The following is a 24,722-nucleotide window of genomic DNA, read 5'->3' on the forward strand; positions in this document are numbered from 1 at the left end:
CAGTGCCTTAGCACTTAAGCGAGGTGCGTATAATACGCTTTCCACTTTGAAAGTCAACATAAAACTCTAAAAAGATTAGAACTTTATGGTGACTTGCTTAAATCTTAAGCAAGTGCAAAATAAAGCCTGGCGATGTCCTACTCTCACATGGGGAAGCCCCACACTACCATCGGCGCTATTTCGTTTCACTTCTGAGTTCGGCATGGAAGTCAGGTGGGTCCAAAACGCTATGGTCGCCAAGCAAATTCTTTAATCTGGAAAGCTGTTTCTTAATTCTCGTTCTTACACATTCAATGTTCTTTCATTGAGTCCATCAAAACCCCTTGGGTGTTGTATGGTTAAGCCTCACGGGCAATTAGTACAGGTTAGCTCAACGCCTCACAACGCTTACACACCCTGCCTATCAACGTCGTAGTCTACGACAACCCTTTAGGATACTTAAAGTATCAGGGAGAACTCATCTCAAGGCTCGCTTCCCGCTTAGATGCTTTCAGCGGTTATCGATCCCGAACTTAGCTACCGGGCAATGCGTCTGGCGACACAACCCGAACACCAGAGGTTCGTCCACTCCGGTCCTCTCGTACTAGGAGCAGCCCCTTTCAATTCTCCAACGCCCACGGCAGATAGGGACCGAACTGTCTCACGACGTTCTAAACCCAGCTCGCGTACCACTTTAAATGGCGAACAGCCATACCCTTGGGACCGACTTCAGCCCCAGGATGTGATGAGCCGACATCGAGGTGCCAAACACCGCCGTCGATATGAACTCTTGGGCGGTATCAGCCTGTTATCCCCGGAGTACCTTTTATCCGTTGAGCGATGGCCCTTCCATTCAGAACCACCGGATCACTATGACCTGCTTTCGCACCTGCTCGAATTGTCATTCTCGCAGTCAAGCGGGCTTATGCCATTGCACTAACCTCACGATGTCCAACCGTGATTAGCCCACCTTCGTGCTCCTCCGTTACGCTTTGGGAGGAGACCGCCCCAGTCAAACTACCCACCAGGCACTGTCCGCAACCCCGATAAGGGGTCGACGTTAGAACATCAACACTACAAGGGTGGTATTTCAAGGACGGCTCCACGCAATCTAGCGACTGCGCTTCAAAGCCTCCCACCTATCCTACACATGTAGGGTCAATGTTCAGTGCCAAGCTGTAGTAAAGGTTCACGGGGTCTTTCCGTCTAGCCGCGGGTACACTGCATCTTCACAGCGATTTCAATTTCACTGAGTCTCGGGTGGAGACAGCGTGGCCATCATTACGCCATTCGTGCAGGTCGGAACTTACCCGACAAGGAATTTCGCTACCTTAGGACCGTTATAGTTACGGCCGCCGTTTACCGGGGCTTCGATCAAGAGCTTCGACCGAAGTCTAACCCCATCAATTAACCTTCCGGCACCGGGCAGGCGTCACACCGTATACGTCATCTTACGATTTTGCACAGTGCTGTGTTTTTAATAAACAGTTGCAGCCACCTGGTATCTGCGACTCTCAATAGCTCCATCCGCGAGGGACTTCACCGTCGAGAGCGTACCTTCTCCCGAAGTTACGGTACCATTTTGCCTAGTTCCTTCACCCGAGTTCTCTCAAGCGCCTTGGTATTCTCTACCCGACCACCTGTGTCGGTTTGGGGTACGATTCCTTACAATCTGAAGCTTAGAGGCTTTTCCTGGAAGCATGGCATCAATGACTTCACATCCGTAGATGCTCGACGTCGTGTCTCAGCCTTAAAGAGAGCCGGATTTACCTAACTCTCAAGCCTACGCACTTGAACCTGGACAACCGTCGCCAGGCCCACCTAGCCTTCTCCGTCCCCCCATCGCAATTGTAAGAAGTACGGGAATATTAACCCGTTTCCCATCGACTACGCCTTTCGGCCTCGCCTTAGGGGTCGACTTACCCTGCCCCGATTAACGTTGGACAGGAACCCTTGGTCTTCCGGCGAGGAGGTTTTTCACCCCCTTTATCGTTACTCATGTCAGCATTCGCACTTCTGATACGTCCAGCATGCGTTACCACACACCTTCAACCGCTTACAGAACGCTCCCCTACCCAATACTCAAAGAGTATTGCCGCAGCTTCGGTTTACTACTTAGCCCCGTTACATCTTCCGCGCAGGCCGACTCGACCAGTGAGCTATTACGCTTTCTTTAAATGATGGCTGCTTCTAAGCCAACATCCTGGCTGTCTGAGCCTTCCCACATCGTTTCCCACTTAGTAGTAATTTGGGACCTTAGCTGGCGGTCTGGGTTGTTTCCCTCTCCACGACGGACGTTAGCACCCGCCGTGTGTCTCCCGGATAGTACTTACTGGTATTCGGAGTTTGCAAAGGGTTGGTAAGTCGGGATGACCCCCTAGCCTTAACAGTGCTCTACCCCCAGTAGTATTCGTCCGAGGCGCTACCTAAATAGCTTTCGGGGAGAACCAGCTATCTCCAGGTTTGATTGGCCTTTCACCCCTAGCCACAAGTCATCCGCTAATTTTTCAACATTAGTCGGTTCGGTCCTCCAGTTGATGTTACTCAACCTTCAACCTGCCCATGGCTAGATCACCTGGTTTCGGGTCTATATCCAGAGACTGAACGCCCAGTTAAGACTCGGTTTCCCTACGGCTCCCCTAGATGGTTAACCTTGCCACTGAATATAAGTCGCTGACCCATTATACAAAAGGTACGCAGTCACAGGACAAGCCTGCTCCTACTGCTTGTACGTACACGGTTTCAGGTTCTATTTCACTCCCCTCACAGGGGTTCTTTTCGCCTTTCCCTCACGGTACTGGTTCACTATCGGTCAGTCAGTAGTATTTAGCCTTGGAGGATGGTCCCCCCATATTCAGACAGGATATCACGTGTCCCGCCCTACTCGATTTCACTGAATATGCGTCGTCAGTTACGGGGCTATCACCCTGTATCGCCAAGCTTTCCAGCTTGTTCACCTAACGCCTATAAAGCTTAAGGGCTAGTCCAATTTCGCTCGCCGCTACTTTCGGAATCTCGGTTGATTTCTTTTCCTCGGGGTACTTAGATGTTTCAGTTCCCCCGGTTCGCCTCGTTATGCTATGTATTCACATAACGATACTTACTTATGTAAGTGGGTTTCCCCATTCGGAAATCCCAGACTCAAATGGTTTTTACTACCTAATCTGGGCTTATCGCAAGTTAATACGTCCTTCATCGCCTCTGACTGCCAAGGCATCCACCGTGTACGCTTAGTCACTTAACCATACAACCCGAAGGAGTTTCGAATTGATGTTAAACAACCAAAGTTGTCTCTCATTATTTGAATGAGCGAGAGACATTCGATTTTGCCGGACTCAAATTCCAAGAACACTTGAATGTGTTTTTAGTTGTATTCATAAATGAATACTTTGAGAACTTTACAAACAACAATAAATTGTTGTTTTGTCAGCTTTCCAAATTGTTAAAGAGCTAATCACTTCAAAGAAGTAACCATTTTTAAGAACACTTAATTAAATGCGCTTAAAGATGGTATCCCGTAGGGGAGTCGAACCCCTGTTACCGCCGTGAAAGGGCGGTGTCCTAGGCCTCTAGACGAACGGGACACTAAGTTGAACATCTTGGGGGATGTTCTTATCTCTTAAACTTCATAAACCGTATCAATCTGTGTGAACACTCATCGCAATAATCATCGTATAAGGAGGTGATCCAGCGCCAGGTTCCCCTAGCGCTACCTTGTTACGACTTCACCCCAGTCATGAACCACAAAGTGGTAAGCGTCCCCCCGAAGGTTAAACTACCTACTTCTTTTGCAGCCCACTCCCATGGTGTGACGGGCGGTGTGTACAAGGCCCGGGAACGTATTCACCGTGGCATTCTGATCCACGATTACTAGCGATTCCGACTTCATGGAGTCGAGTTGCAGACTCCAATCCGGACTACGACGCACTTTTTGGGATTCGCTCACTCTCGCAAGTTGGCCGCCCTCTGTATGCGCCATTGTAGCACGTGTGTAGCCCTACTCGTAAGGGCCATGATGACTTGACGTCGTCCCCACCTTCCTCCGGTTTATCACCGGCAGTCTCCCTGGAGTTCCCGACATTACTCGCTGGCAAACAAGGATAAGGGTTGCGCTCGTTGCGGGACTTAACCCAACATTTCACAACACGAGCTGACGACAGCCATGCAGCACCTGTCTCAGAGTTCCCGAAGGCACCAATCCATCTCTGGAAAGTTCTCTGGATGTCAAGAGTAGGTAAGGTTCTTCGCGTTGCATCGAATTAAACCACATGCTCCACCGCTTGTGCGGGCCCCCGTCAATTCATTTGAGTTTTAATCTTGCGACCGTACTCCCCAGGCGGTCTACTTAACGCGTTAGCTCCGAAAGCCACGGCTCAAGGCCACAACCTCCAAGTAGACATCGTTTACGGCGTGGACTACCAGGGTATCTAATCCTGTTTGCTCCCCACGCTTTCGCATCTGAGTGTCAGTATCTGTCCAGGGGGCCGCCTTCGCCACCGGTATTCCTTCAGATCTCTACGCATTTCACCGCTACACCTGAAATTCTACCCCCCTCTACAGTACTCTAGTCTGCCAGTTTCAAATGCTATTCCGAGGTTGAGCCCCGGGCTTTCACATCTGACTTAACAAACCACCTGCATGCGCTTTACGCCCAGTAATTCCGATTAACGCTCGCACCCTCCGTATTACCGCGGCTGCTGGCACGGAGTTAGCCGGTGCTTCTTCTGCAGCTAACGTCAAACGAGGCCGCTATTAACGACGCCGCCTTCCTCACTGCTGAAAATACTTTACAACCCGAAGGCCTTCTTCATACACGCGGCATGGCTGCATCAGGCTTGCGCCCATTGTGCAATATTCCCCACTGCTGCCTCCCGTAGGAGTCTGGACCGTGTCTCAGTTCCAGTGTGGCTGATCATCCTCTCAGACCAGCTAGGGATCGTCGCCTTGGTGAGCCCTTACCTCACCAACTAGCTAATCCCACCTAGGCATATCCTGACGCGAGAGGCCCGAAGGTCCCCCTCTTTGGCCCGTAGGCATCATGCGGTATTAGCCATCGTTTCCAATGGTTATCCCCCACATCAGGGCAATTTCCTAGGCATTACTCACCCGTCCGCCGCTCGACGCCGTTATCGTTCCCCGAAGGTTCAGATAACTCGTTTCCGCTCGACTTGCATGTGTTAGGCCTGCCGCCAGCGTTCAATCTGAGCCATGATCAAACTCTTCAATTTAAGATTTTGTTCGGCTCAATGAATACTGAACATTACATAACGTAATGTTTGAATTGACTGTGCTGAATCCGAAGATTCAATGGTCACTTCGTTTCATTGAAACCTAATTTGAAGCCGAAGCTTCTAATTGGATTATCATCAACGAGTGCCCACACAGATTGATAGGTTTATATTTTTAAAGAGCTTTTCTAACTTATCTAGCAACTTAGTTGCTCGTCGTTAGGGGTGCGTATCTTACTCCGCACCGTGAGAGAGTCAAGCATTTTTTCAAATTTCTTTTTCTCTTCGCTGTGTGACTTTCGTCTCACTCCGTGTCGGTGGATGCGCAGTATAGGGAGTTGAGAAATTAGTACAAGCGTTTTTTGCAAAAAAACTTTCAACAGGTCATTAGTTAGCCAAAAGCGTGATATTTGCATATTTCTTCGTCACATTTGAGACATATCACAGCAATTGGTTGGAAAAACACCAACCATATACGTAAGATTCATGTGTCTATTCTGTTAATGGACAATCGATCTCTTTATCACTATGTGTAGTAATTAAAATGACGTCTAAAAAAATCTGATTTTATGTGCTGGGCTGGCCGTCGTTGGGGGAATCGTCTTCTCTCAAGTCACCATCCCACCAGCCTTGAGTTTTCTCATTGGTGTTATCGCTACTGCTTTTTTATTTTCATTTTCTAGCCAGACACCTTCTATTCAATCAACGGACTCGGATCCATCGACTAAAACTCTGTATGTCGGCAACCTTCCTTATAAGGCCAATGAGAGTCACGTTCGCGATTTGTTTGCTGAATATGGACAGGTCTATGCAGTACGCTTAATGAAAGATAAGCGCACTGGAAAAAGAAGAGGGTTTGGTTTTGTCGTGATGGCAGCGGCAGATGCCAAGCCAGCTATCGCTAAACTTAATGAAAAGGAATATATGGAGAGAACGCTAAAAGTGAGAATTGCGAACGATCCTAAACACCCGGATGGTGGTAAACCAGAACAGGATTAAAACCTAGCTTCTTTAAACAAATGTTCAGTGCATCTTCCTGCCAAGGAGTTGCACTGGCATAAATCGACTTACTTCCCTCTTCCGTATCCTCAATTTCATCACTTAATAGTAATGCTTTTACTCGACGTGCAATGGCTGCACCCGAATCAATTAAAGTAACGTCCCCACCCAAAGCTTGATGAATTTCCTCTTTGATTAAAGGGAAGTGAGTACAACCGAGCACCGCAACGTCTACTTTATCGCGAAGCGGAAGCAGGATTTTTGTCAGTTCGTCTAGAGAAACGCTGTTGCCTCGCAACTTCTCTTCGGCCATATCCACCAAGCGAGTTGATCCCAACAGCTCAACCGGTTTGCCTTGCGCAAAGTCTCGTATTAACTCGTGAGTATATTGGCGTGTTACTGTCGCCGGAGTGGCGATCAGCCCTACCCCTTTTGATGCCAAAAGCGATGCGGGTTTAATCGCAGGGACAACACCAACAACGGGAATCGATAGATTTTCACGTAAGGAAGGAAGCACTATGGTGCTTGCCGTATTACAAGCAATGACAACAATGTCGACTTGGTGTTCTTCGACTAATGAAGAGACCAGTTGGTTAACTCGTGAAATGAGTACCGCCTGATCGAGTTCACCATAAGGGTAAGCCTGATTATCGAATAAGTATAAGTAGTCAAGATGCGGCAATAGGCGATGTATCTCTTGGAATACAGAAAGACCACCAACACCGGAGTCAAAAACTAGGACTTTTTTCTTACTTGCTACTCGCACGAGCCTTACCTAAAGAACAGAAACGTTGCGATCATACTGCTTAGATTTGTTTTGGCAATGCTTTAGCATGGTATCTTTGATGGCTGAATCTATCTCCAGATTCTACATCTCGCTTCGTCAGCTCGATATGCCCTTGAAAAGACGGCGAAGACGTGACCAGTGTGTGAAATTCACCATTTTCCCCACAGGGATCAATTTGACTTGGTAATGACTCTATTAGGACTTTGTCATACCAGAGACCACACCATTCTGGAGGGAGAACACTTCCGTCGATGGTGATCAACATCGTTTGAATACCACGCTCTATGATTTCCATCGCTAGTTTTTCGCTGCTCTCCCCTAATAGAGGAAAGACGCATTCCCAGCCAGCAGGTTCAATATAGCTGCGTCGGTACTCGGCAATGCCATTGCAAAACATATCGCCAAATGCGACAGCTTCTATATTCAGACCACTACTTTGTAATGCATTAACGATGGTCGATTGATAAATGTCGTTACTCGGAAAAACTTCAGGCAGTTCGATAGTAATGAGCGGAAGCGCAAGTAAGTCGGCTTGCATTTTTACAACCTCAAGCGGAGTTGCTTGGAAAGGGACTTCTTTCCCTACGTAAGTCGTGTACAAACCGACAACTTGATAATTTGGATTCTCGTTAAGGCGCTCAAGCGTTAATGTCGAATCTTTGCCACTGGACCAACTGATCACCACTTGCTTAGGTTTCGTCATTCGATTTTCCATCACAAAAATATTAAAAACCGCCCGAAGGCGGTTTGTGTTCATTCACGATTAGAATTCGTAGCCAACGTTTAGATAGTACGCTCGCTCCGCAGCAGGGTAACCTTTTGCCATCTCATACTCTTCATCAAATAGATTATCGATACGAGCGCTAATAGAGGTCGACTCACTCGGATAGTAAGTCACAGCCGTATCAACCAACGAGTAAGAAGAAAGCGTGATATCTTGTGAAGGCCAAGTGCTGTAATCCACATCTGGACGCTTACCGACGTACTGATAGCTAACCGACCAGTCCACTTTATCGAAGCTCACTAAAGCGTTCCACTTATACATTTCTTTAGCGCGGCGCTGCAACTGATGCCCTTTATCGTCTTCAGCATCTTTGTAATCTGCACTCAACTGGTGCTGCACAATCCCTGTATCAAACTCAGCAACAAGCTCCACACCTTGGATATGTGTTTCACCATCGACATTCAAATATTTGTATGTGGTTGGATGGTAATCGATAAGATTCGTGATTTTATAGTCATAACCCGTAACGGACCAAAAAACGCCTTGGACATCACCGCTGAATGCTAGCTCCCAAGCATCTGACTCTTCCGGCTTCAGATCTTTCTCACCGTATGTTGGGTCATACTGTTGATATAGGTTTGGAGCCTTAAACGCAGTACCAAAAGAAGCTTTAACCCCAAACTCTGGCACAAACTGGTAACCAGCCGCTAAGCTGTAAGTGAACTCACTACCGTATTCTTCGTTATCATCCAAGCGAGCACTGCCCTCAAGCATTGCTTTATCAATACTAGTGGTTGCCATACCAAACAGAGCGCCATTGGTACGATCAAACGTTTTATTCGCACTCTTGTCTTTGTAAGATTCGTTGCGCCAATCAATACCACCAGCAAACGTCGTATTGTTGTTTAACAAGTAACTGTTGGTCCACTGGACATTTTGCTGTTCAAGTTCATCTTCAGTACCTGAGTGTTTGCCTTTTGCTTGCTCATAGTTCCAAGACTTCTGTTTCTGTGCCGTTGCTTGTAGTTCTGACATCACGTTACCAGACTGATACTTACCGCCCAGAGTGGCAGAAAGGTCGTCTTTTTCTGCTTCGTAATAACCGCGACTGCCGTAGCTGCTGTCATATTGATAAACATTTTCGTAAGCACGTAGGTTACCAAATACAGACCACTGGTCATTGAAGTTATGCACGTAACCTAGCAGACCATTCTTTGTATCAAAGCCATGGCGATCGCCGTCATTAACTCCCGGTACAGGACGAACGTTATAGCCATCATCACTTTCACTACCAAGCGCGATATTCAGTTGGCCGCTCGCTGTGACTTTAATGCCAGATGCCACACTCAATTCTTGGTAATCTAAGCTACCTAAACCAGCGCTTAACTTCGTTCCTTCTTCGTCAGCACGCGCAATGGTGATGATATTGATCACGCCACCAATCGCTTCTGAACCATAAAGTGACGCACGCGCACCACGCACGTACTCAATCCGTTGAACGTAAGTAAGTGGGATTTGGTTAAAGTCCACAGCGCCCTTCGCTGCACGCGCAAAACGTACGCCATCAACCAGTACTAGAACTTGGTCGGAACTGGTACCACGAACAAATAAAGACGCTAACTGACCACGACCACCATTTTGTGAAACTTGAATCCCCGTAAGACGGCGCAACACATCTGGTAGGGTTTTCGCTTGAATGCGATCAATGTCTTGTCGAGTAACCACTTCGACATCTGCCAACGTACGGCTTTCGGCTTGCTCAAAACGGTTTGCAGTCACAACGATGGTTTCGTCAGTGGAGGTTTCTTGGGCCTGTAGATAAGAGACAGGTGAAAGCAGCGATGCCAAAGTGATCGCCAGTGCGGATTTTCTCATTGTATTGTCCTAAATCGCGTAATTCCTTCCGAGCCCTGTCATCATGACAGTCCAGTGCTGTGGCTCAGTTGTTGGCAGGTATTCGGACTCAAGAGCAAGGGTGTACCGCCTACTTGCTCGACTTCCCACATAAACTAATGCAGTGTCTGATGAGCGTTCGTTCTCTTTTACCGCTGCGCGTCAGTTCTGGATTCACACCAGATTCCCATTTCAGCCATCTAGATTGCTAGATAACACCAACTTGAGGCAAATATTATTCAGCTATTGATTATTTGTCCAGCCAATATTGCCCTTATAAGTTGTAACGTTTTGATTGATTTTGCTTTCTACTCTGTCTGTACGCACTATCTTTAAATCAATTCCAGTACAAAACTGGACATCCTATTGAGATTGAATAAAATCTGCGCTCTTAAATTGAATGCACCATAAAAGGTAAGATCATGGCTACTCTTGATGTAAATCCACAACGCTACCAAGAACAACTGGCTGAAAAAGTCGAACGTCTCACGGATATGTTCGCGCCATACAACATGCCAGAACTGGAAGTGTTTGAATCACCAGAGCAGCACTACCGCATGCGTGCTGAGTTCCGTGTTTGGCATGAAGGCGAAGATCTTTACTACATCATGTTCAACCAAGAAACTCGTGAGAAATACCGTGTTGACCAATTTCCTGCAGCAAGCCGTCTGATCAACGACCTGATGCCGCTATTGGTTGAAGCGATGAAAGACAATGACTCGCTACGTCGTAAACTGTTCCAGGTGGATTTCCTATCGACGCTAAGCGGTGAGATTCTGGTTTCACTCCTTTACCATCGCCAACTTGATGAAGAGTGGATTGAAAACGCGAAAGCCCTTAAACAGCGTTTAAATGATGAAGGCTTCAACCTAAACATCATTGGTCGTGCTCGTAAGATGAAGATTGTCCTAGACCGCGACTACGTTATCGAGAAGCTCGATGTAAATGGTCAGAGCTACATCTACCAACAAGTTGAGAACAGCTTCACTCAGCCGAACGGCAAAGTCGCAGAGAAGATGCTGGAATGGGCTGTCGACTGTACTCAAGAGAGCACTGGCGACCTACTAGAACTTTACTGTGGTAACGGTAACTTCTCGCTGGCCTTGGCACAGAATTTCGACCGCGTCCTGGCAACTGAGCTAGCTAAACCATCGGTGGTATCTGCACAGTACAACATCGCTGCCAATAAGATTGATAACGTACAAATCTTACGTCTATCAGCAGAGGAATTTACTCAAGCGATCGAAGGTAAGCGTGAATTCCGTCGTCTACAAGATGCAGGTGTGGATCTGAAGAGCTACAACTGCAACACGATTTTTGTCGATCCACCACGTGCTGGGATGGATGCCGATACTTGTAAAATGGTGCAAGGTTACGAGCGCATCATGTACATCTCTTGTAACCCTGAGACTCTAAAAGAGAACTTGGACATTCTATGCGAAACACACAACGTGACGCGTTTTGCTCTGTTTGACCAATTCCCTTATACCCACCACATGGAAGCGGGTGTAATGCTAGAGCGCATTAAATAATGGATCTAACGGATTATATATTCAATAAAAATCAATCTGGGTACGGCGTGGGGTACGGGAAGATTTTAACTCTCTGTATCCCCCTAACTATTAAACATAAGGTTTTAATGGACTTAAGGGAATGTACAGATATAACCAGTACTGAATGCATACTTACTAATAGCAAAAAATATAAAAAGAGGCAGCTACATGCTGCCTCTTATCTAAATGAAAAACCACTATCAACAAACCTGCTGAAGATCGGCAACTAGCTCACTTGATCCCATATGTTCAAACGTATCTCGTTTCGTTTTAAGGTTTTCAAGCAAGTAGGAGTTTGTTAACTCAAACTCAGATTTGATAGAAGACCAAGTCTTCACATATCCTTTGATTCGCTCTTCTTTGAATACGATGCCAGGTTCGTTATGAACTTCACACGACTTGAGCGCTCTCGGAATCCCCATATCATCATTCGAAACCTTTCTTCCTACTAGAATCAATTCGAATCGCATATTAGGTCCACTAAAACCTGGATGACGGGCTATAATCCCTGCGTAGTCTTCAAGTTGCCTTAAGTGTTTTGTGTTCAACGATACACTCGGTTTCTTAATCTCTATAATCGTACACTTGAAATAGGGCTTACCAAAACTATCAAACTGCTTTGTCTTCCTAGCCAAAAATAGATCCACTTGACGTCTCACACCTTCAATAGTAAGACCATCATCTAAGTCTTGCTGTTCGAAGTCATCTTCTGCTAGTACATCGATTTCTTTAATATGCTGCCGAAGATTATGGGCTGTTTTTTGAAAATCGTCTTCTTCTGCACCTATCATTGAGTATTGTTCACCGAAAAGCCAAGTATTAGCTTCAATAATCCCTTGTAAGTGCGGAGTTTCTAAAACATCCTTGTAATTGTTAATCATAAGCTCTTCTAACTTTCTAACAACAGTCTCCCTACGTTGCAATACTTCAATCGTACTGACAATGTTCTCCAACGTTGTCTTATTTAGTTGCTCAGCTAACTGATGGAGACGATGTTCGTCCAGCTCTACAACACTTTCTAGCACTTCCAATAGACTGTCATTCTCATTAGAAACAAGCAATTTATCTAATAATGAGATCATGACTTTAGCTTGTTTCGCACCTAGATTATTAAATATTGAAGGCTCAACTAGCCAAATTTCCTTGATGACAGTTCGAACATTAGTGTGTCGCCACTCAGCATCATGCTCACTCAGGTTTTTGTAGGTAGGGAAATAGCCTTGTTGTTCATATCTATCTAACTGACTTTCAACCTGCTGCCTTAAAAATCCAGTATAGATATCTCGAGATATATCGAAAATCTTTGTTTTGAGGGACTTAAAAATTGGAGAGCTTGGAGTAGCAAGTGGAACATCCAGCTCATCAAAACTTAAAGATCCGCCGTTTTTATCAAATCGGTCAACCCAAGGCGATTGAATATAAACGCTCAAATAAAACTGGCTTTTTCTATTAAATGAGTTGTTTTCACTATACGTAACCCTACCATCTGAATTTACAAAGTAGTTCTTTGAATTTTCAGTTCCCGGTTTGGTTTTCCACCTAAAAAAGTTAACCGTAAATGGAATTTCATCTATATCGATAGACTCGGAACGACTTTCATTAATCGGAACAGATACCTCAGTGTTGTTGAGATACAGCTTCAATTTGTCATTTAAGGCGAGTCGCCACCCGAATTCATTTTGCAATATACACAATAATGTTTCATCGTCAGGAAGGTTGGTCGTAAAATTTGTCAACTCAACACATGTTCCCCGACCATTTGCAACAACACTATGCTTTTGTTGTTCAGGCAGTAGGCTCAGCATCGAATAATGTTGTAAATCATCACTGCTGATAGAGATCTTTGTATCCTTACAGCCAAATCGAGAATACCAATCGGCATTCGCACATAAAAGATGAAACGCCAATCGGCCTCGGCCATGTGCACCTTGCGTATCATCATCACCAACTTTTTGGGAATCATTGAAACACGAAAAATGTTCTAATTTTTTATCAGGATCAATCCCTAAACCATTATCAATAATCTGTACGGATGTAGTCCCAAGGAACTCTTCACTGGTACTAATTCTGACCTCAGTTGCTTTAGCATCAAAACCATTGGCGATTAGTTCTATAACGGCTCTCTCTGGGGTTAACTTCCATCGATTAAAGTGCTTCTTGATGCCTGCATGGTTTATATTCGTTGTTTCGATCTGTTCCTTTTGCATTAAACAGTCCCTGGTCTTATTAACGAAACAGAAGGTTGCTGTTTCATATGTTTTTTGTAAAAAATAAGATTCAACTTAGATTTAAGTATGTAGAGCCTCTTGGACAAGAGGCTCTACATACGTTCAATTACACGCTCAACCAGTGCTGCCTATCAAGTACTTTTTCAGCAATAGTAATTTGCCTTGGGGTAAATTGCTGCTTTCTTACGTTCCAAGAATGAACACCTTTGATAACTTCTTCTGTATTTTTTGCTTGTTCATACCGATTCAGCCAGTGCACTGTAGCAAGAAGCTCTAAGCCCTGTGGTGATTCAAAGCCTTGTACCAATCGAGATACCTTTTCAAATCTCTCTCGCGTATCAGGATGTTGATCCAAGAATTCTTGTGCTTCTTTTACCGCTCCAGGAACCAACTGAAGTACTTTCTCCGGAGCATCACCGCCATCTGAATAACCAGAAACAAAATGCCCTTCAATTGCATTAAGAACATGGCGTAGGTTTTTTGCATAAGGCCCATAGTGCGCCTTCTGATAGGACAAACGTAAAGGCTCTCCTGCTTCCTGCATAAAATACAATAACTTATGAACCTCAAGTAACGAGACTGATGGATCAAGTAAACCTTTCAGGTAGCGCTGAATCAACTCAATCAATACAGCCCTACCTGGAGTCATCTTTGGTACTTCTTTTTGCTTTGCCATTCTATCATTCTGCGGCGCGCCCGATGGCTCATAAAGTAGAACTTGAACATCTTTCAGCGGCTGCATTGCAACTTCGATTTTTTCACGAACCACCGTCCAATCAAGCCCACCTAAGCCTGCTCCCAAAGGTGGTATTGCAATAGACTTAATACCTAGTCTTTGAATGTCGTTAACAAGGGCTGACAAGCCAGAGTCAATATCTTCAATTCGGCTTGCGCCTCGCCAATGACGCTTCGTGGGGAAATTAATGATAAAACGAGGATTTGCTAACTGCCCAGTTTCAAATATAAACATTTTCCCAGGCTGAACATCTTTGCTTTTACAAGCTGCTGCATAGACTTTGAAGTTTTCAGGCCATGCTTTTTTAAATTGCAGAGCAATACCACGCCCCATTACGCCAACACAGTTAACTGTATTTACGATTGCTTCTGCATCAGCACGCAGAATGTCACCACGAGTAATTTCGATCATATCTACGGCCCCCTCAATAATACCAATCACGATTAATTGTAACAGGTGGCCGGTGTGCTGCCATTTGCAACGTGTTGACTACCTGATGATAAACATTGTCTGCATTGACCACAATCGCCTCGACTAAATGCCAGGGAAAGCTATGCTCAATAAGAAACTCGGCCTGTTTTCCATCCTTGCAACTTTGCCATTGTGTAGCGTTAATAGCTGGCCAATTTAGTTCATGTAATAAAGCTAAGTCGTTCCTATCTTCAAAAAGTACGACCCCGCATTTGAAAGAGTAAATGCCCAACGATGTCCTTGCTGCTGTGCCCATTGTACGGTTGCATGAAGATCAGCTTGTAGGTGAATTATTGGCCCCTGTCCACCTTTGTAAGCCAGTTCATCACTGTCTGCTCGATAAATCACATACAACATGATGGAGCGTGGACAGAAATAAAATGGTACACATTGTCCAACATGTAAACCAGGATGACTATCCAACGTTAACTCGTTGAGTCGACGCTGTTTAATAGTGTTCATACCTATCGTGGTTCCCACCGCATTTTGTGCAATGATCTGGGCATCACATAACAATCCATTTGCATTAAGAATAGACGCTAACCTATCAACATGAACAATATGATAAATCTTGGGCTGTAATGGTACTGTCATTTATCATCCTTTTCTTGTAGGCAAGTTTAACTTCCTTGAATTATCACCCAATTGATTGTGTAGTGATGACTGTTCAAAGAGTTCACCAACTTGACAGTTAAATAAAATGCACAGTTTATCTATGGCTTCTAAGTCCACTTTTTGTGCAGTTTCTTTATACAGTAATGTCACGGTGTTACGGCTTAAGCCTGTTTCACGAATGACATCTGAAATTTTTAGTTTCCTCTCCCCCATCATACGGGCAAGGTTGCATTTAATCATGTCTTCCTATCCATTTCAGCAGACTTTCTTTGATACTGCATCCTATCAAAAAATAACGATCAAGATTAAAAATTTCATTTCAAATTAACTTTTTAATCTTAAAATCTAAAAACTGATCACAGCTTGAGTCCCACTCACACATCCATCTCAACTTGCGTATTTCGGAGCATTCCGAACAGCCATTTCGGTATGACCCGAACACCTATTTCGGTTTAATCCGAACGTACATTCCGCGATTATCCGAACACTTTTAAGCGAACTCCGAAATCAGCGTTCGGAATAGCGAAAACCGCGTTCGGAATGCCCGAAATCCTTCCTTTTTCTCTTTTAAATCAATAGCTCGCTATTCTTTACTTCTTAAACAAGAACGTAAGGAAGCGACAATGGCTAAAAAGAGAACTCCAATGAACAAAATCAAAGAGATATTACGCCTTAAGTACGAGTGTGGGTTGTCCTACCGTAGTATTGCTAGTTGTCTCAATGTCAGCCTTGCAACAGTCTCAGAGCTTGTCGCTCGCTTTAAGCAAAGTCAGATAGGCTGGCCTCTCCCAGAAGGTTGCAGTGATACGGACCTTACCAAAGCCCTATATCATTCGAAGCAAGCCAGTCGAGACAAGGTTATGCCAGACTTCGCTCAGTACGCTGTCGAACTCAAACGTAAAGGCATGACAAAGATGTTATTGTGGCAGGAGTACCATGAGCAATATCAAGAGCAAGCTTACGCTTACACTCAGTTCTGCGAGCACTTCACTCGTTGGTTCAAAACCCAAAAGCGCAGTATGCGTCAGCTCCATGTTGCAGGTGATAAGCTGTTTATCGATTACTGTGGGCCTCGGCTTCAAGTGGTCAACCCTGATACAGGTGAAGTGCGCGAAGCAGAAGTGTTCGTAGCAAGCTTAGGCGCGTCCAACTACACCTATGTGGAAGCCTTCCCCAGCCAAGGGAAGTCTTACTGGTTAGAGGCGCATGCCAATGCCTTCGAGCACTTCGGTGGCGTCCCCCATCTCTTGGTTCCCGATAATCTACGCAGCGCGGTCAGCAAACCTAACCGTTATGAACCGAGGCTTAATGAAAGCTATCAAAAACTGGCAAATCATTATCAAACTGCCGTGATGCCAGCTCGCCCCTACAAACCGAAAGACAAAGCCAAAGCAGAAAATGCCGTCCTCCTAGTGGAACGTTGGATCATGATGCGACTTCGCCATCAAACCTTCCATACCTTTAAAGAGCTGAACCTCGCCATCCGTGAGCTTATGAATGACTTAAACGAACGTGAGATGAAGCAGTATGGTGCGAGCCGCAAAGCACTGTTCGACAAACTCGATAAACCCGCGTTAAAGCCCCTTCCTAAACAGCGATATCTCTATACCGAAACCAAGCGAGCCAAAGTTGGGCCTGATTATCACATCGAATATCGCCGTCACTACTACTCGGTTCCCCATCAACTGGTTGGCCACCATGTCGAGCTGGAAGCCTCCAACCGTCTGGTGCAGATCTACCACCAAGGTAACTTGATCGCTCAACATCCACGCAGCCAAAGGGAACGTGGAAACAGCACTCAACCAGAGCACATGCCGAGTAACCATCAACATCAAAAGTGGTCGCCTGGACGCTTGCTCAACTGGGGAGCCAATATCGGCCCAGCCACCCGAGAAGTCGTCAATAAGATGCTGAACGCCAAACCTCATCCAGAGCAGGCCTATCGTTCCTGTCTTGGGCTGCTCAATCTGAGTAAAACCTATGGCGAGTCGCGCCTAGAACAAGCCTGTAAAGATGCATTGATGCTGACAAAACCCAATTACACCTTCGTCAACAATCTACTCAAGAACAATCGTGAGGGGCACCTGAGTAAAGATAAAGCGAATACGCCGAACCTTGTTCACAGCAATGTTCGTGGCCCGAACTGTTATCACTAGGAGAAAGGATATGAACGCACTGAATGACCAACTCAAAACCCTGCGCTTAAGTCATGCGGCGAAAGCGTTAGAGCAGCAACAAGAGCAACTGACCACCTACGCAGAGCTGGACTTCGAGGAGAGGTTAAGCCTACTTCTGGAAAGTGAAATCTTGAATCGCAATCAAACCAAAATCCAACGCCTGAAACGACAAGCCAAGCTGAGAGTGGATGCTCAGCCGAGCCAACTTATTTACAAGGAGGGACGAAACCTCAACCGCAAGCAGATGAGCGAACTGCTAACGGGTGGCTATCTGCACAAGCACCAGAACATCTTGATCACAGGCCCAACAGGCGCAGGTAAAACGTATCTTGGTTGCGCACTGGCAACCAGCGCCTGCGACCAACAGCAAACGGTCAGATACTACCGATTAACTCGCTTGCTCGATGACCTGACCGCAGGTCGTCTGGATGGTAGTTATCAAAAACAACTTCAGTCGCTGGCTAAGAAAGGCTTACTACTCCTCGACGACTGGGGGATGGAAAAACTGACTCAAGAGCATGCTGGTCACTTGTTAGAAGTACTTGAAGATCGTTACCAAAACAGCAGCACAATCGTCATCAGCCAGTTACCAGTAAAAGAATGGTACAACATGATCGGCAACGCCACTGTCGCTGACGCTCTAATGGATCGTCTAGTTCACAATAGTCATCGAATAGAACTGGGAGGAGAATCAATGAGAAAACTGGCGCAATCCGAACACTTAGAGTAAAAATAGGGAAAGAGAAAAAGTGCTGGTTAAGGTGTTCGGAATAAACCGAAACAAGCGTTCGCAATCACCGAAATACGCACTCAACTCAAAAATCTTCAGTGTTTCCTAGTCGCCGAACCAGTAAAAATCCATATATGGGTCCTGATACGCTAAATCGCGCGATAACCAAACTATTTGGACATGAACCTGGTAAAAAGAAACAACCGACGAATCTTATGGGTGATCTGCCTCATTTTACCGTACACAATCTTCGTCGTACGTGTCGAACCTTACTGGCACAGCAAGGCCCCCCGGCTATGTGGCCGAGAGATTCTTGAATCACAAATTAAAAGGTGTTGAGGGGATTTATGACCAACATGATTATTTTGAAGATCGTAAAAAGGCACTGGATAAACTGGCCTTGCGAGTTTCTAAAATTGTGGCTTGTGATAAACGTTAAACGTGAGCAAGTAGTTAACCAAAATGAGGAGTGTATGCCATTACTCATACATGGATTAGCGTGAACTCAATCTGTCAGAGTCCACACTACGATGTAATCAGATCTCACAGATTACTCTATCAAACTTCTACCCATTCCAAGCTGACAGCTTCAGATTAACCAAAACTTAGGGACAGCTTATCTAGAAAATCAGTTGCAGACCATTCATCTTGATCATACGCAGGTCGCAGCAGTGGGCATGGATACAAGAGAATATCGAAAGCGGGGAATTATATTACTAGACCTTGATGGACATCACTTACGAATATTTGCTTAATGTCATTCGCCTCAAAGGTTAGCCTGAGCCCTTATACCACTCCGTTCATACTACCCAGCTTTCTCATACTTTTGCTATTGGAGCCACACTCACAGTAATAACCTTGGATTATAATGTCGTTAGCTTAGATTTAGTCCAGTGAAAAGCTGTTTTAGACATTTCAGCACCCCAATCCCAAGCAGCCTTAGTCACTTCTGGGTGGTCGGTTTTGAACACCAATATGAACATAATAAATGCTAACGCTAGCCCAAATCCAAGCATCCAGTTGGACATAGTATCTATAAAGTCAACTCTACCCTTGGCTTTAACTAATTGAGCATTAAGCTTTTCCTGTGCATCCATTGCATGAGATTTCACTTCTTCAGCTTCAGTTCTAGACTTCACATAGTGACCTAACGCTCTGTCAAAAGTGTCCTTAAAGTGGCCTAAGTTCTCATGAAGAAGCTCATTAGACTTTGCTATCAGGATTTTTGTCATTACAACACCAACAACAATAGCAACTATCCCTAGGAAGTTGTTTGTCCGTGCAAGTGCACCGATAGCAACCATGACTCCCGGCAATGCGAATGCTTTAGTTTGCGATGACGTAACCAAATCCTGTAGTTTACCAACAAAGCTTAAGTGCTGCTCATCAATCTCTCGAAGCTGGCTATCTACAGTGAATCTATTGACATAGATTTCGTAGTTCTCACAATACCTATCATGGAACTTCTTGGTATTTGATAGAAAAACCTCAAATGGGTTATTCCCATCTTCCATTGAAGACATGATTTCAGCAAATGAGACCAACATGACACTTTGCCTATCTTTGGTCTGGGCATCCTCTAAATGCCAACTTCCATGTAAACGCTCGTATCTCGCTTCGTCACAGTCTAGTTCCAATTGTTCAATTATGTGGAGATCAACAAATGGACTAATCTGATATGGTTTAGTCTTCCCTTCTTTGTGATGGACGAAGAACACCAATACTTTATTATCTTGAATATGGTCAGCCATATCAGATAACAACTTCACCCACTTAGTAACCTGAACAACCTTTTTCAATAAGGAGTCATCTGTATCCGATTCAGATAGTTTCCTATCAAGAATACAAAACTTAGAGGGTACGCTCTTTTTACGAACGCACACTCGCATGAAGTTGTCTAAGGTCGGATAGAAGTACCCCTCGAAACCTTCCTGCCAGTGCTCACTGCCAGTTTCAAATTCAAGGCATAATTTTCCACCTTCAGCCTTTAGGTCACATGAGCTGTTAACCTCTTTGAGGGCCTTCTCTAAATGCTTAAAGTCTTTGCATTCAGCAATGTTCTCATCAAGCTCATAAGCATAAAGCTGTATGTCTTTGTCGTAATCTGTTTGCTCGCCATCCTTGATAAACGAGCTAAACAAATGGCTTGAGTCATACATCAGACTTAATCCTTGTCTGGCAATGCTTCCAATAACTCACGATGCTGTTCTTCATCTTGTACTTCTATATATATCGTTCGTGTTCCCGCATCGTACCTAATGCTCTTGTCCGCATCATCAACAGTACCCAAAGCACTTCTTTTGATGCGATAAAAGTAATCCTGTCCTTTCTGGCCCTCAATGTTAGTCGCTTTCTGCAATTGACCGCGTGTTACATCGAAGATTTCACTGATTTTATAATCATTCTCATTGATGAACATTACAAAGTCATCAGCAGTTGTCCCATCATTACCGTCTGGTAGATTCGCAATTACTTTTCTAGCGACACTATTTACGCTGATTTGCTTACCTTTCTTATCCGTAATCAATAGCTCAACTTCATCTCGAAGCTTACGAATATGAGCAGTCCTTAGACCCAACTCTTTACCAAACTGTTCAATTGCATCAAAAATACTGGATACACTTACAGTATTATCTATCATTTCATTCGTGCCAAGAGCTTCTTGGAAAAATTGTCCTTTTGAACGACCTGAGATAAATCGTAGGTAAGCTTTATCTTGGTGCTCCTCAATATGGTCAGGATAGACTGAATCAAATAGCGTCAAATCATACAACACAGCTTGTCGCAAGGTATCAACATCAATAGACTTAAATCTTGTAGGTACAAGACCCGCACCAAAATCAAACACGTCTTTCTTGTCTACCATAACAACTAGTAGACGACCTAAGTCTTCTTCTTCCCCTTCATTGCAGTAATGAATAAAGACCATATGACCAACTTGTGTGTTACCACGCCCATCTTCATTCAGTGATGATTTTAGCCGTTCCATCATGTTTTGGGTGGTGTCCTCAAAAGCATTCTCAGTATCGGCATTGAAATTAGTCAATATTGTTGGTATCGAATTTCTACCAGTATCCACACTTAAGAAGCCATAAGTCTTAGTCTTACGTCTAAACTTCGTTTCTATCTCTTGAACAAAGTTAAGTGCATGCTCATTGCCTCCATCCCAGACATCTCCAAACTCATAGCCAAAACGACCATCTTGTTTACTAACCTCTGCGGCAATAGCGTTAAGTACAACTAGCGGTGCTGCCATATTCCTTCCTGATGGTGAAGTAACAAAAACTGTACGGATATTATCATGCTGGATTTATATAAAACTAGGTGTTTATCAGGTAATTGATGACCTATCTTTCGCTATCTGCCGAGAGTATAGCTATCGTGATATTGACACAGACATACTCAAAGAGCGGGTGCTCTGTCTTCACGACCAAGTACTGTGTTTTATACACCCAGCAGTTCTAAAGACGTTGAAAAGTTATAAATCTCCACGAGGCTGTTTTGGTGGAAAACCTAACATGATCGTGTCGAGGCACCATGATCTTGGTCTGCAAACATAACTTACTCTCTAGCCATGGCTAGATTTATAAATTTTTAAAATTATTACAAACCCAAATCTCTTGCTTTACTATCAAGATCAATAGTCTATTTGCTCAATTTTGCTCATCATCCAATCTTCTACCTCACTTTCCAGCCAAGCCTTGCGCTTACCTGATACAGTGAAATTTTTTGGAAACTCTCCAACTTTCATTAGCTCATAAATAGTGCTTTTACATAGTGTTGTTTTGGTTATCACTTGCTCTAAGTTAAGAAAATTCAACATTTTAAAACCTTGTTATGTAGTTCAACTCATAACAAAGGCCGCTACGTTATTTTTTACTTTTCCTACTCGCCTACTCTAAGGCTACAGCTAATAGTTCCTGTAAAGAGCAACACACAAAGATGAATCACTTGCTGGAACTACCAGCAAGTGATTCATTGTCCTTACAACTGACGTTTCGTCGCCAGGAGAGCGTATCTATAAGCTGCATCTTTTCCTGCTGAACAGGCAGCGACTTTTCTCACCTCAACACGCTTCTCCGCGCTTCTTTCATCCACCAGCCGCCAGAGCTCTGCATTAGCTATCGATTCTTTATTTGCTTTACGCCAATCTCGTCGCTTCCAGCCATCTAACCACTCATTAAAGCCTTTGACGCAATAATCGCTGCTTGAATAGATAATATCGCCATCTCTCGCATGCTTTAACCCAAAAGCAAGCGCTGACAGCTCTAGGTAAGCTTGGTCTGTGACATAGCCAACAGGATCCCAATCTTCATTATCAATACATCCATCAGCATCGAGTGCTATGTACGCAATACCACCAACAAGACGACCTCTTTGTTTTCTCACCATGGCCGCTTCTACATAAATTTCTATACTCATTGTCATACTCTCCAGAGACTAAAAAGCCGATACACTCTCTGATTCGGCTTTATTGTTAATAACTTGCTTTACAGCGATTGCTACATAACAACGGCAAGTCAGTTATTTTTTACTTGTCTCTGGGCACGCTTACTTTCTACCCTCCAATTCCTAACAAGCCTGATTTAAAACACTTTCAGATATATTTCATCAGTACGCATACCCAAACAGATAGCTTAAGGATCTCTTATGCGTACCCAAAAGACTGACCATGACTACCCCTTTGAGACTTCAGAACTCAATGAACTGCTAGAGCTCCAGCTTCTCGATAGAAAAATTACTATAGCTCTGAGAAAAAGTAATCTTATTTATAAGCTCTCAAAATAGTATCGAGATTTCCTACCTTGAGATAACAACTGTACTGCACTAGGAAATAATGGTGAGATTATATTAAAAATAATAAACTTAACTCTATTTACATTTTACTAAACCAATGAATTTTTATTATTTTTAAATATATTTAATATGAAAACCAATCAAAATAATAAAAAATCATTTATAAATTAAATCATAGTGATTATAAAATTAGAAACGTCACTATAAGTGATTATATTAATTACCTATAGCCCTTCCTCTATATACTTTAATATCAATCACCCAATTAAAAAAACCTCATACATCTTAGTCAACAAATTGACAACATTACTTAAATTATAACTATATCTTCTATGTTTATAAATATAAAAATATTAAGTTTAACGATTTCACTTTTTATATTATAAATTTAAACATATAATAATAAGGACAATGACATGGATACTTTAAGTCATCAAATCAGCATAGAAAACAACGGTACATATGCATCTTTTGAATTTTTATTACAACCTATCTATAAGCCATCCAACTTTGAAATAGTTTTCTATGAAGTACTTTCAAGAGTCACAAGTGAATCCGGTGAAATATTTAACAACGAATCGTTCTTCACTTCTATTTCAAATGATTTTATTAAGAAAATTTCAGTTCGACAAATAAACTACTTTTCAAAAATGGAACTAGATGTTCCTTTCTTTATAAATTTAACTTTATCTTGCTTAATTGACGATGAATTCATTGAAACAATTATTAACTTTAAATGTTGGAAAATTGGAATTGAAATAACAGAGATTGATTGCCCTATTAATGACAATTTATTGAAAAATATAAAGAAACTTCAAGACAATGACGCTGTAATATCTCTGGATGATTATAAGATCAATGACTATTTAGCAAGCTCTACATTTGGAATTATACCTTGGGACTATATTAAAATAGATAAAGAGTTTCTTTTCTTAAACACTGACAACTCCATGGAGGTACAATCAGTTTTATTTACTCTTTCTCCTTTTTGCAATAATGGAATAATTTTTGAAGGTGTTGAGACAAGTTATCAGTTTGATTTTATGAAAAAATACGATGTCTATTTACAAGGATTCTTTTTGTTTCCACCAGAAAGACGTTAGGCTTAAATATGATAAATAAAAAAACTTTTGTAATAAAAGGGGTTCTAAAAGGGCGTATATACACTAATAGTGATCATATAATAAGAGTCCACTGCTATGGTATAGTTTCTCAAAAGGGAACGCTCAAAAAAATATCGCCAGGTGACACTTTACTAATAAACAAAAACACAATCATAATATTCTTCTTTTATTCTATTAGCAATCATTTTTTGATAGAGGTATTTAATGTTAAAAATAAAAATATATGTAACTTTGATAAATTATATAAAATAGTAAGCGCCATTATAGACGTAGAAGAAAGTTCTTTACCAAGTAGGAGTTTATTAATTTCGTTATTAAATGAAAATCTAATAGAGAAAAAGTATAGTGATTATTGTGAAAATCACTTATTAATTAATGTCAAGAAAATAATAATGTCTGACATAAAAAAGAAGTGGACAGTGGCGGATTTATGCCGGAAAATAAACATGTCAGAATCAAGCTTACTTCGAAAACTAAAGAGTTATAATTTAACCTACAGCCATATTTTAACAATGACAAGAATTGAGTTGGCGGCAAAACTTCTAAAGACCACTAATTATCAAGTATCACGTATATCAGATTGTGTTGGATTTAACAGTGTAGCTTATTTTTCTAAGAAATTCAAAGATACTTATGGCATAACCCCCCGTGAGTTTAGAGCTTATTTGAAAGGAAAGTAAT

At 43.2% G+C, this 24,722-nt stretch carries 16 protein-coding genes, 1 tRNA gene, 3 rRNA genes, 2 pseudogenes and 1 riboswitch; of the genes and pseudogenes, 7 read left to right on the forward strand and 15 right to left on the reverse strand.

What is annotated here, in order from left to right:
- Positions 1-124 precede the first annotated feature (124 nt).
- From rrf to P4S59_RS15095, 4 genes are all read right to left on the reverse strand, one after another.
- Positions 125-241: ribosomal RNA gene (rrf, locus tag P4S59_RS15080) — 5S ribosomal RNA — on the reverse strand.
- Positions 242-334: 93 nt separating this feature from the next.
- Positions 335-3,223, reverse strand: a 23S ribosomal RNA gene (locus P4S59_RS15085).
- Between the two features lie 264 nt (positions 3,224-3,487).
- Positions 3,488-3,563: transfer RNA gene (locus P4S59_RS15090), tRNA-Glu, on the reverse strand.
- A gap of 91 nt (positions 3,564-3,654) precedes the next feature.
- Positions 3,655-5,207, reverse strand: a 16S ribosomal RNA gene (locus P4S59_RS15095).
- The 16S, 23S and 5S rRNA genes sit together here with 1 tRNA gene alongside, the layout of an rRNA operon.
- Before the next feature lie 561 nt (positions 5,208-5,768).
- On the opposite strand from P4S59_RS15095, the gene P4S59_RS15100 reads away from it, so the two are divergent.
- Positions 5,769-6,206 (forward strand): RNA-binding protein, encoded by a 438-nt coding sequence (locus tag P4S59_RS15100; RefSeq protein ID WP_337168652.1) that lies wholly within the window; start codon positions 5,769-5,771, stop codon positions 6,204-6,206.
- On the opposite strand, the gene murI is transcribed toward P4S59_RS15100, so the two are convergent.
- Genes murI through btuB form a run of 3 tightly spaced genes read right to left on the reverse strand, consistent with a single transcriptional unit; the run spans position 6,169 to position 9,592 of the window.
- Positions 6,169-6,972: a glutamate racemase gene (murI, locus tag P4S59_RS15105; RefSeq protein ID WP_046874611.1), complete on the reverse strand. Its 804-nt coding sequence runs from the start codon at positions 6,970-6,972 to the stop codon at positions 6,169-6,171. The genes P4S59_RS15100 and murI overlap by 38 nt on opposite strands.
- 40 nt (positions 6,973-7,012) lie before the next feature.
- Positions 7,013-7,696 (reverse strand): ATPase, encoded by a 684-nt coding sequence (locus P4S59_RS15110; RefSeq protein ID WP_337168581.1) that lies wholly within the window; start codon positions 7,694-7,696, stop codon positions 7,013-7,015.
- A gap of 60 nt (positions 7,697-7,756) precedes the next feature.
- A complete protein-coding gene (gene btuB / locus P4S59_RS15115) occupies positions 7,757-9,592 on the reverse strand; it encodes a TonB-dependent vitamin B12 receptor (protein ID WP_337168582.1) in 1,836 nt (611 codons plus the stop codon).
- A 56-nt stretch (positions 9,593-9,648) separates the two neighbouring features.
- Positions 9,649-9,846: riboswitch (cobalamin riboswitch) on the reverse strand.
- Positions 9,847-10,032: 186 nt separating this feature from the next.
- Here btuB and trmA point away from each other — a divergent pair.
- The gene (gene trmA / locus P4S59_RS15120; protein WP_337168583.1) at positions 10,033-11,142 is read left to right on the forward strand and encodes a tRNA (uridine(54)-C5)-methyltransferase TrmA; all 1,110 of its coding nucleotides are present in this window, start codon (positions 10,033-10,035) and stop codon (positions 11,140-11,142) included.
- 221 nt (positions 11,143-11,363) lie between these two features.
- On the opposite strand, the gene P4S59_RS15125 is transcribed toward trmA, so the two are convergent.
- The 4 genes and pseudogenes from P4S59_RS15125 to P4S59_RS15140 all read right to left on the reverse strand — a co-directional run bounded on the left by P4S59_RS15125 (position 11,364) and on the right by P4S59_RS15140 (position 15,453).
- Complete coding sequence (locus P4S59_RS15125; protein ID WP_337168584.1) at positions 11,364-13,370, reverse strand: ATP-binding protein; 2,007 nt, start codon at positions 13,368-13,370, stop codon at positions 11,364-11,366.
- A gap of 127 nt (positions 13,371-13,497) precedes the next feature.
- On the reverse strand, positions 13,498-14,538 hold the full coding sequence (darG, locus tag P4S59_RS15130; protein ID WP_337168585.1) for a type II toxin-antitoxin system antitoxin DNA ADP-ribosyl glycohydrolase DarG: 1,041 nt from the start codon (positions 14,536-14,538) through the stop codon (positions 13,498-13,500).
- Between the two features lie 13 nt (positions 14,539-14,551).
- Positions 14,552-15,192: pseudogene (gene darT, locus P4S59_RS15135) on the reverse strand (type II toxin-antitoxin system toxin DNA ADP-ribosyl transferase DarT).
- Between the two features lie 3 nt (positions 15,193-15,195).
- On the reverse strand, positions 15,196-15,453 hold the full coding sequence (locus P4S59_RS15140; RefSeq protein ID WP_019282082.1) for a helix-turn-helix domain-containing protein: 258 nt from the start codon (positions 15,451-15,453) through the stop codon (positions 15,196-15,198).
- Between the two features lie 383 nt (positions 15,454-15,836).
- Between P4S59_RS15140 and istA the strand changes: the two genes are divergently transcribed.
- The 3 genes and pseudogenes from istA to P4S59_RS15155 form a co-directional block, all read left to right on the forward strand.
- Positions 15,837-17,369, forward strand: coding sequence for an IS21 family transposase (gene istA, locus P4S59_RS15145; RefSeq protein WP_337167981.1), 1,533 nt, complete (start codon positions 15,837-15,839; stop codon positions 17,367-17,369).
- A 10-nt stretch (positions 17,370-17,379) separates the two neighbouring features.
- Entirely contained in the window at positions 17,380-18,120 is a 741-nt protein-coding gene (istB, locus tag P4S59_RS15150; protein WP_238131037.1) for an IS21-like element ISVch3 family helper ATPase IstB, read from the forward strand.
- Positions 18,121-18,218: 98 nt separating this feature from the next.
- Positions 18,219-18,559, forward strand: a pseudogene (locus tag P4S59_RS15155) (integrase); the annotation flags it as partial.
- A 424-nt stretch (positions 18,560-18,983) separates the two neighbouring features.
- On the opposite strand, the gene P4S59_RS15160 reads toward P4S59_RS15155, so the two are convergent.
- The 4 genes from P4S59_RS15160 to P4S59_RS15175 all read right to left on the reverse strand — a co-directional run bounded on the left by P4S59_RS15160 (position 18,984) and on the right by P4S59_RS15175 (position 22,542).
- The gene (locus P4S59_RS15160; protein ID WP_337168587.1) at positions 18,984-20,279 is read right to left on the reverse strand and encodes a hypothetical protein; all 1,296 of its coding nucleotides are present in this window, start codon (positions 20,277-20,279) and stop codon (positions 18,984-18,986) included.
- 5 nt (positions 20,280-20,284) lie between these two features.
- Positions 20,285-21,376: a nucleoid-associated protein gene (locus P4S59_RS15165; protein WP_337168588.1), complete on the reverse strand. Its 1,092-nt coding sequence runs from the start codon at positions 21,374-21,376 to the stop codon at positions 20,285-20,287.
- Between the two features lie 381 nt (positions 21,377-21,757).
- Positions 21,758-21,943, reverse strand: coding sequence for a helix-turn-helix transcriptional regulator (locus P4S59_RS15170; protein ID WP_337168589.1), 186 nt, complete (start codon positions 21,941-21,943; stop codon positions 21,758-21,760).
- A 161-nt stretch (positions 21,944-22,104) separates the two neighbouring features.
- Positions 22,105-22,542, reverse strand: coding sequence for an RNase H family protein (locus P4S59_RS15175; RefSeq protein WP_337168590.1), 438 nt, complete (start codon positions 22,540-22,542; stop codon positions 22,105-22,107).
- A 791-nt stretch (positions 22,543-23,333) separates the two neighbouring features.
- On the opposite strand from P4S59_RS15175, the gene P4S59_RS15180 reads away from it, so the two are divergent.
- Both P4S59_RS15180 and P4S59_RS15185 read left to right on the forward strand, forming a co-directional pair.
- The gene (locus tag P4S59_RS15180) at positions 23,334-24,020 is read left to right on the forward strand and encodes an EAL domain-containing protein (RefSeq protein ID WP_337168591.1); all 687 of its coding nucleotides are present in this window, start codon (positions 23,334-23,336) and stop codon (positions 24,018-24,020) included.
- Between the two features lie 8 nt (positions 24,021-24,028).
- Positions 24,029-24,721, forward strand: a complete 693-nt coding sequence (locus tag P4S59_RS15185; protein WP_337168592.1) for a helix-turn-helix transcriptional regulator — start codon at positions 24,029-24,031, stop codon at positions 24,719-24,721.
- The last annotated feature ends 1 nt before the right edge of the window (position 24,722 follow it).

This window comes from Vibrio sp. M60_M70 (genome assembly GCF_037162085.1).
In the GTDB taxonomy this organism is placed as follows: Bacteria; Pseudomonadota; Gammaproteobacteria; order Enterobacterales; family Vibrionaceae; genus Vibrio; species Vibrio diabolicus.

Bases quoted from the DNA above. Each gene is read 5' to 3' on its own strand.
- darG (WP_337168585.1), bottom strand. From the start codon at position 14,538: ATGATCGAAATTACTCGTGGTGACATTCTGCGTGCTGATGCAGAAGCA.
- P4S59_RS15175 (WP_337168590.1), bottom strand. From the start codon at position 22,542: ATGAGTATAGAAATTTATGTAGAAGCGGCCATGGTGAGAAAACAAAGA.
- P4S59_RS15185 (WP_337168592.1), top strand. From the start codon at position 24,029: ATGATAAATAAAAAAACTTTTGTAATAAAAGGGGTTCTAAAAGGGCGT.
- P4S59_RS15125 (WP_337168584.1), bottom strand. From the start codon at position 13,370: ATGCAAAAGGAACAGATCGAAACAACGAATATAAACCATGCAGGCATC.
- istA (WP_337167981.1), top strand. From the start codon at position 15,837: ATGGCTAAAAAGAGAACTCCAATGAACAAAATCAAAGAGATATTACGC.
- trmA (WP_337168583.1), top strand. From the start codon at position 10,033: ATGGCTACTCTTGATGTAAATCCACAACGCTACCAAGAACAACTGGCT.
- P4S59_RS15180 (WP_337168591.1), top strand. From the start codon at position 23,334: ATGGATACTTTAAGTCATCAAATCAGCATAGAAAACAACGGTACATAT.
- P4S59_RS15140 (WP_019282082.1), bottom strand. From the start codon at position 15,453: ATGATTAAATGCAACCTTGCCCGTATGATGGGGGAGAGGAAACTAAAA.
- btuB (WP_337168582.1), bottom strand. From the start codon at position 9,592: ATGAGAAAATCCGCACTGGCGATCACTTTGGCATCGCTGCTTTCACCT.
- P4S59_RS15160 (WP_337168587.1), bottom strand. From the start codon at position 20,279: ATGTATGACTCAAGCCATTTGTTTAGCTCGTTTATCAAGGATGGCGAG.
- P4S59_RS15110 (WP_337168581.1), bottom strand. From the start codon at position 7,696: ATGACGAAACCTAAGCAAGTGGTGATCAGTTGGTCCAGTGGCAAAGAT.
- P4S59_RS15165 (WP_337168588.1), bottom strand. From the start codon at position 21,376: ATGGCAGCACCGCTAGTTGTACTTAACGCTATTGCCGCAGAGGTTAGT.
- P4S59_RS15170 (WP_337168589.1), bottom strand. From the start codon at position 21,943: ATGTTGAATTTTCTTAACTTAGAGCAAGTGATAACCAAAACAACACTA.
- istB (WP_238131037.1), top strand. From the start codon at position 17,380: ATGAACGCACTGAATGACCAACTCAAAACCCTGCGCTTAAGTCATGCG.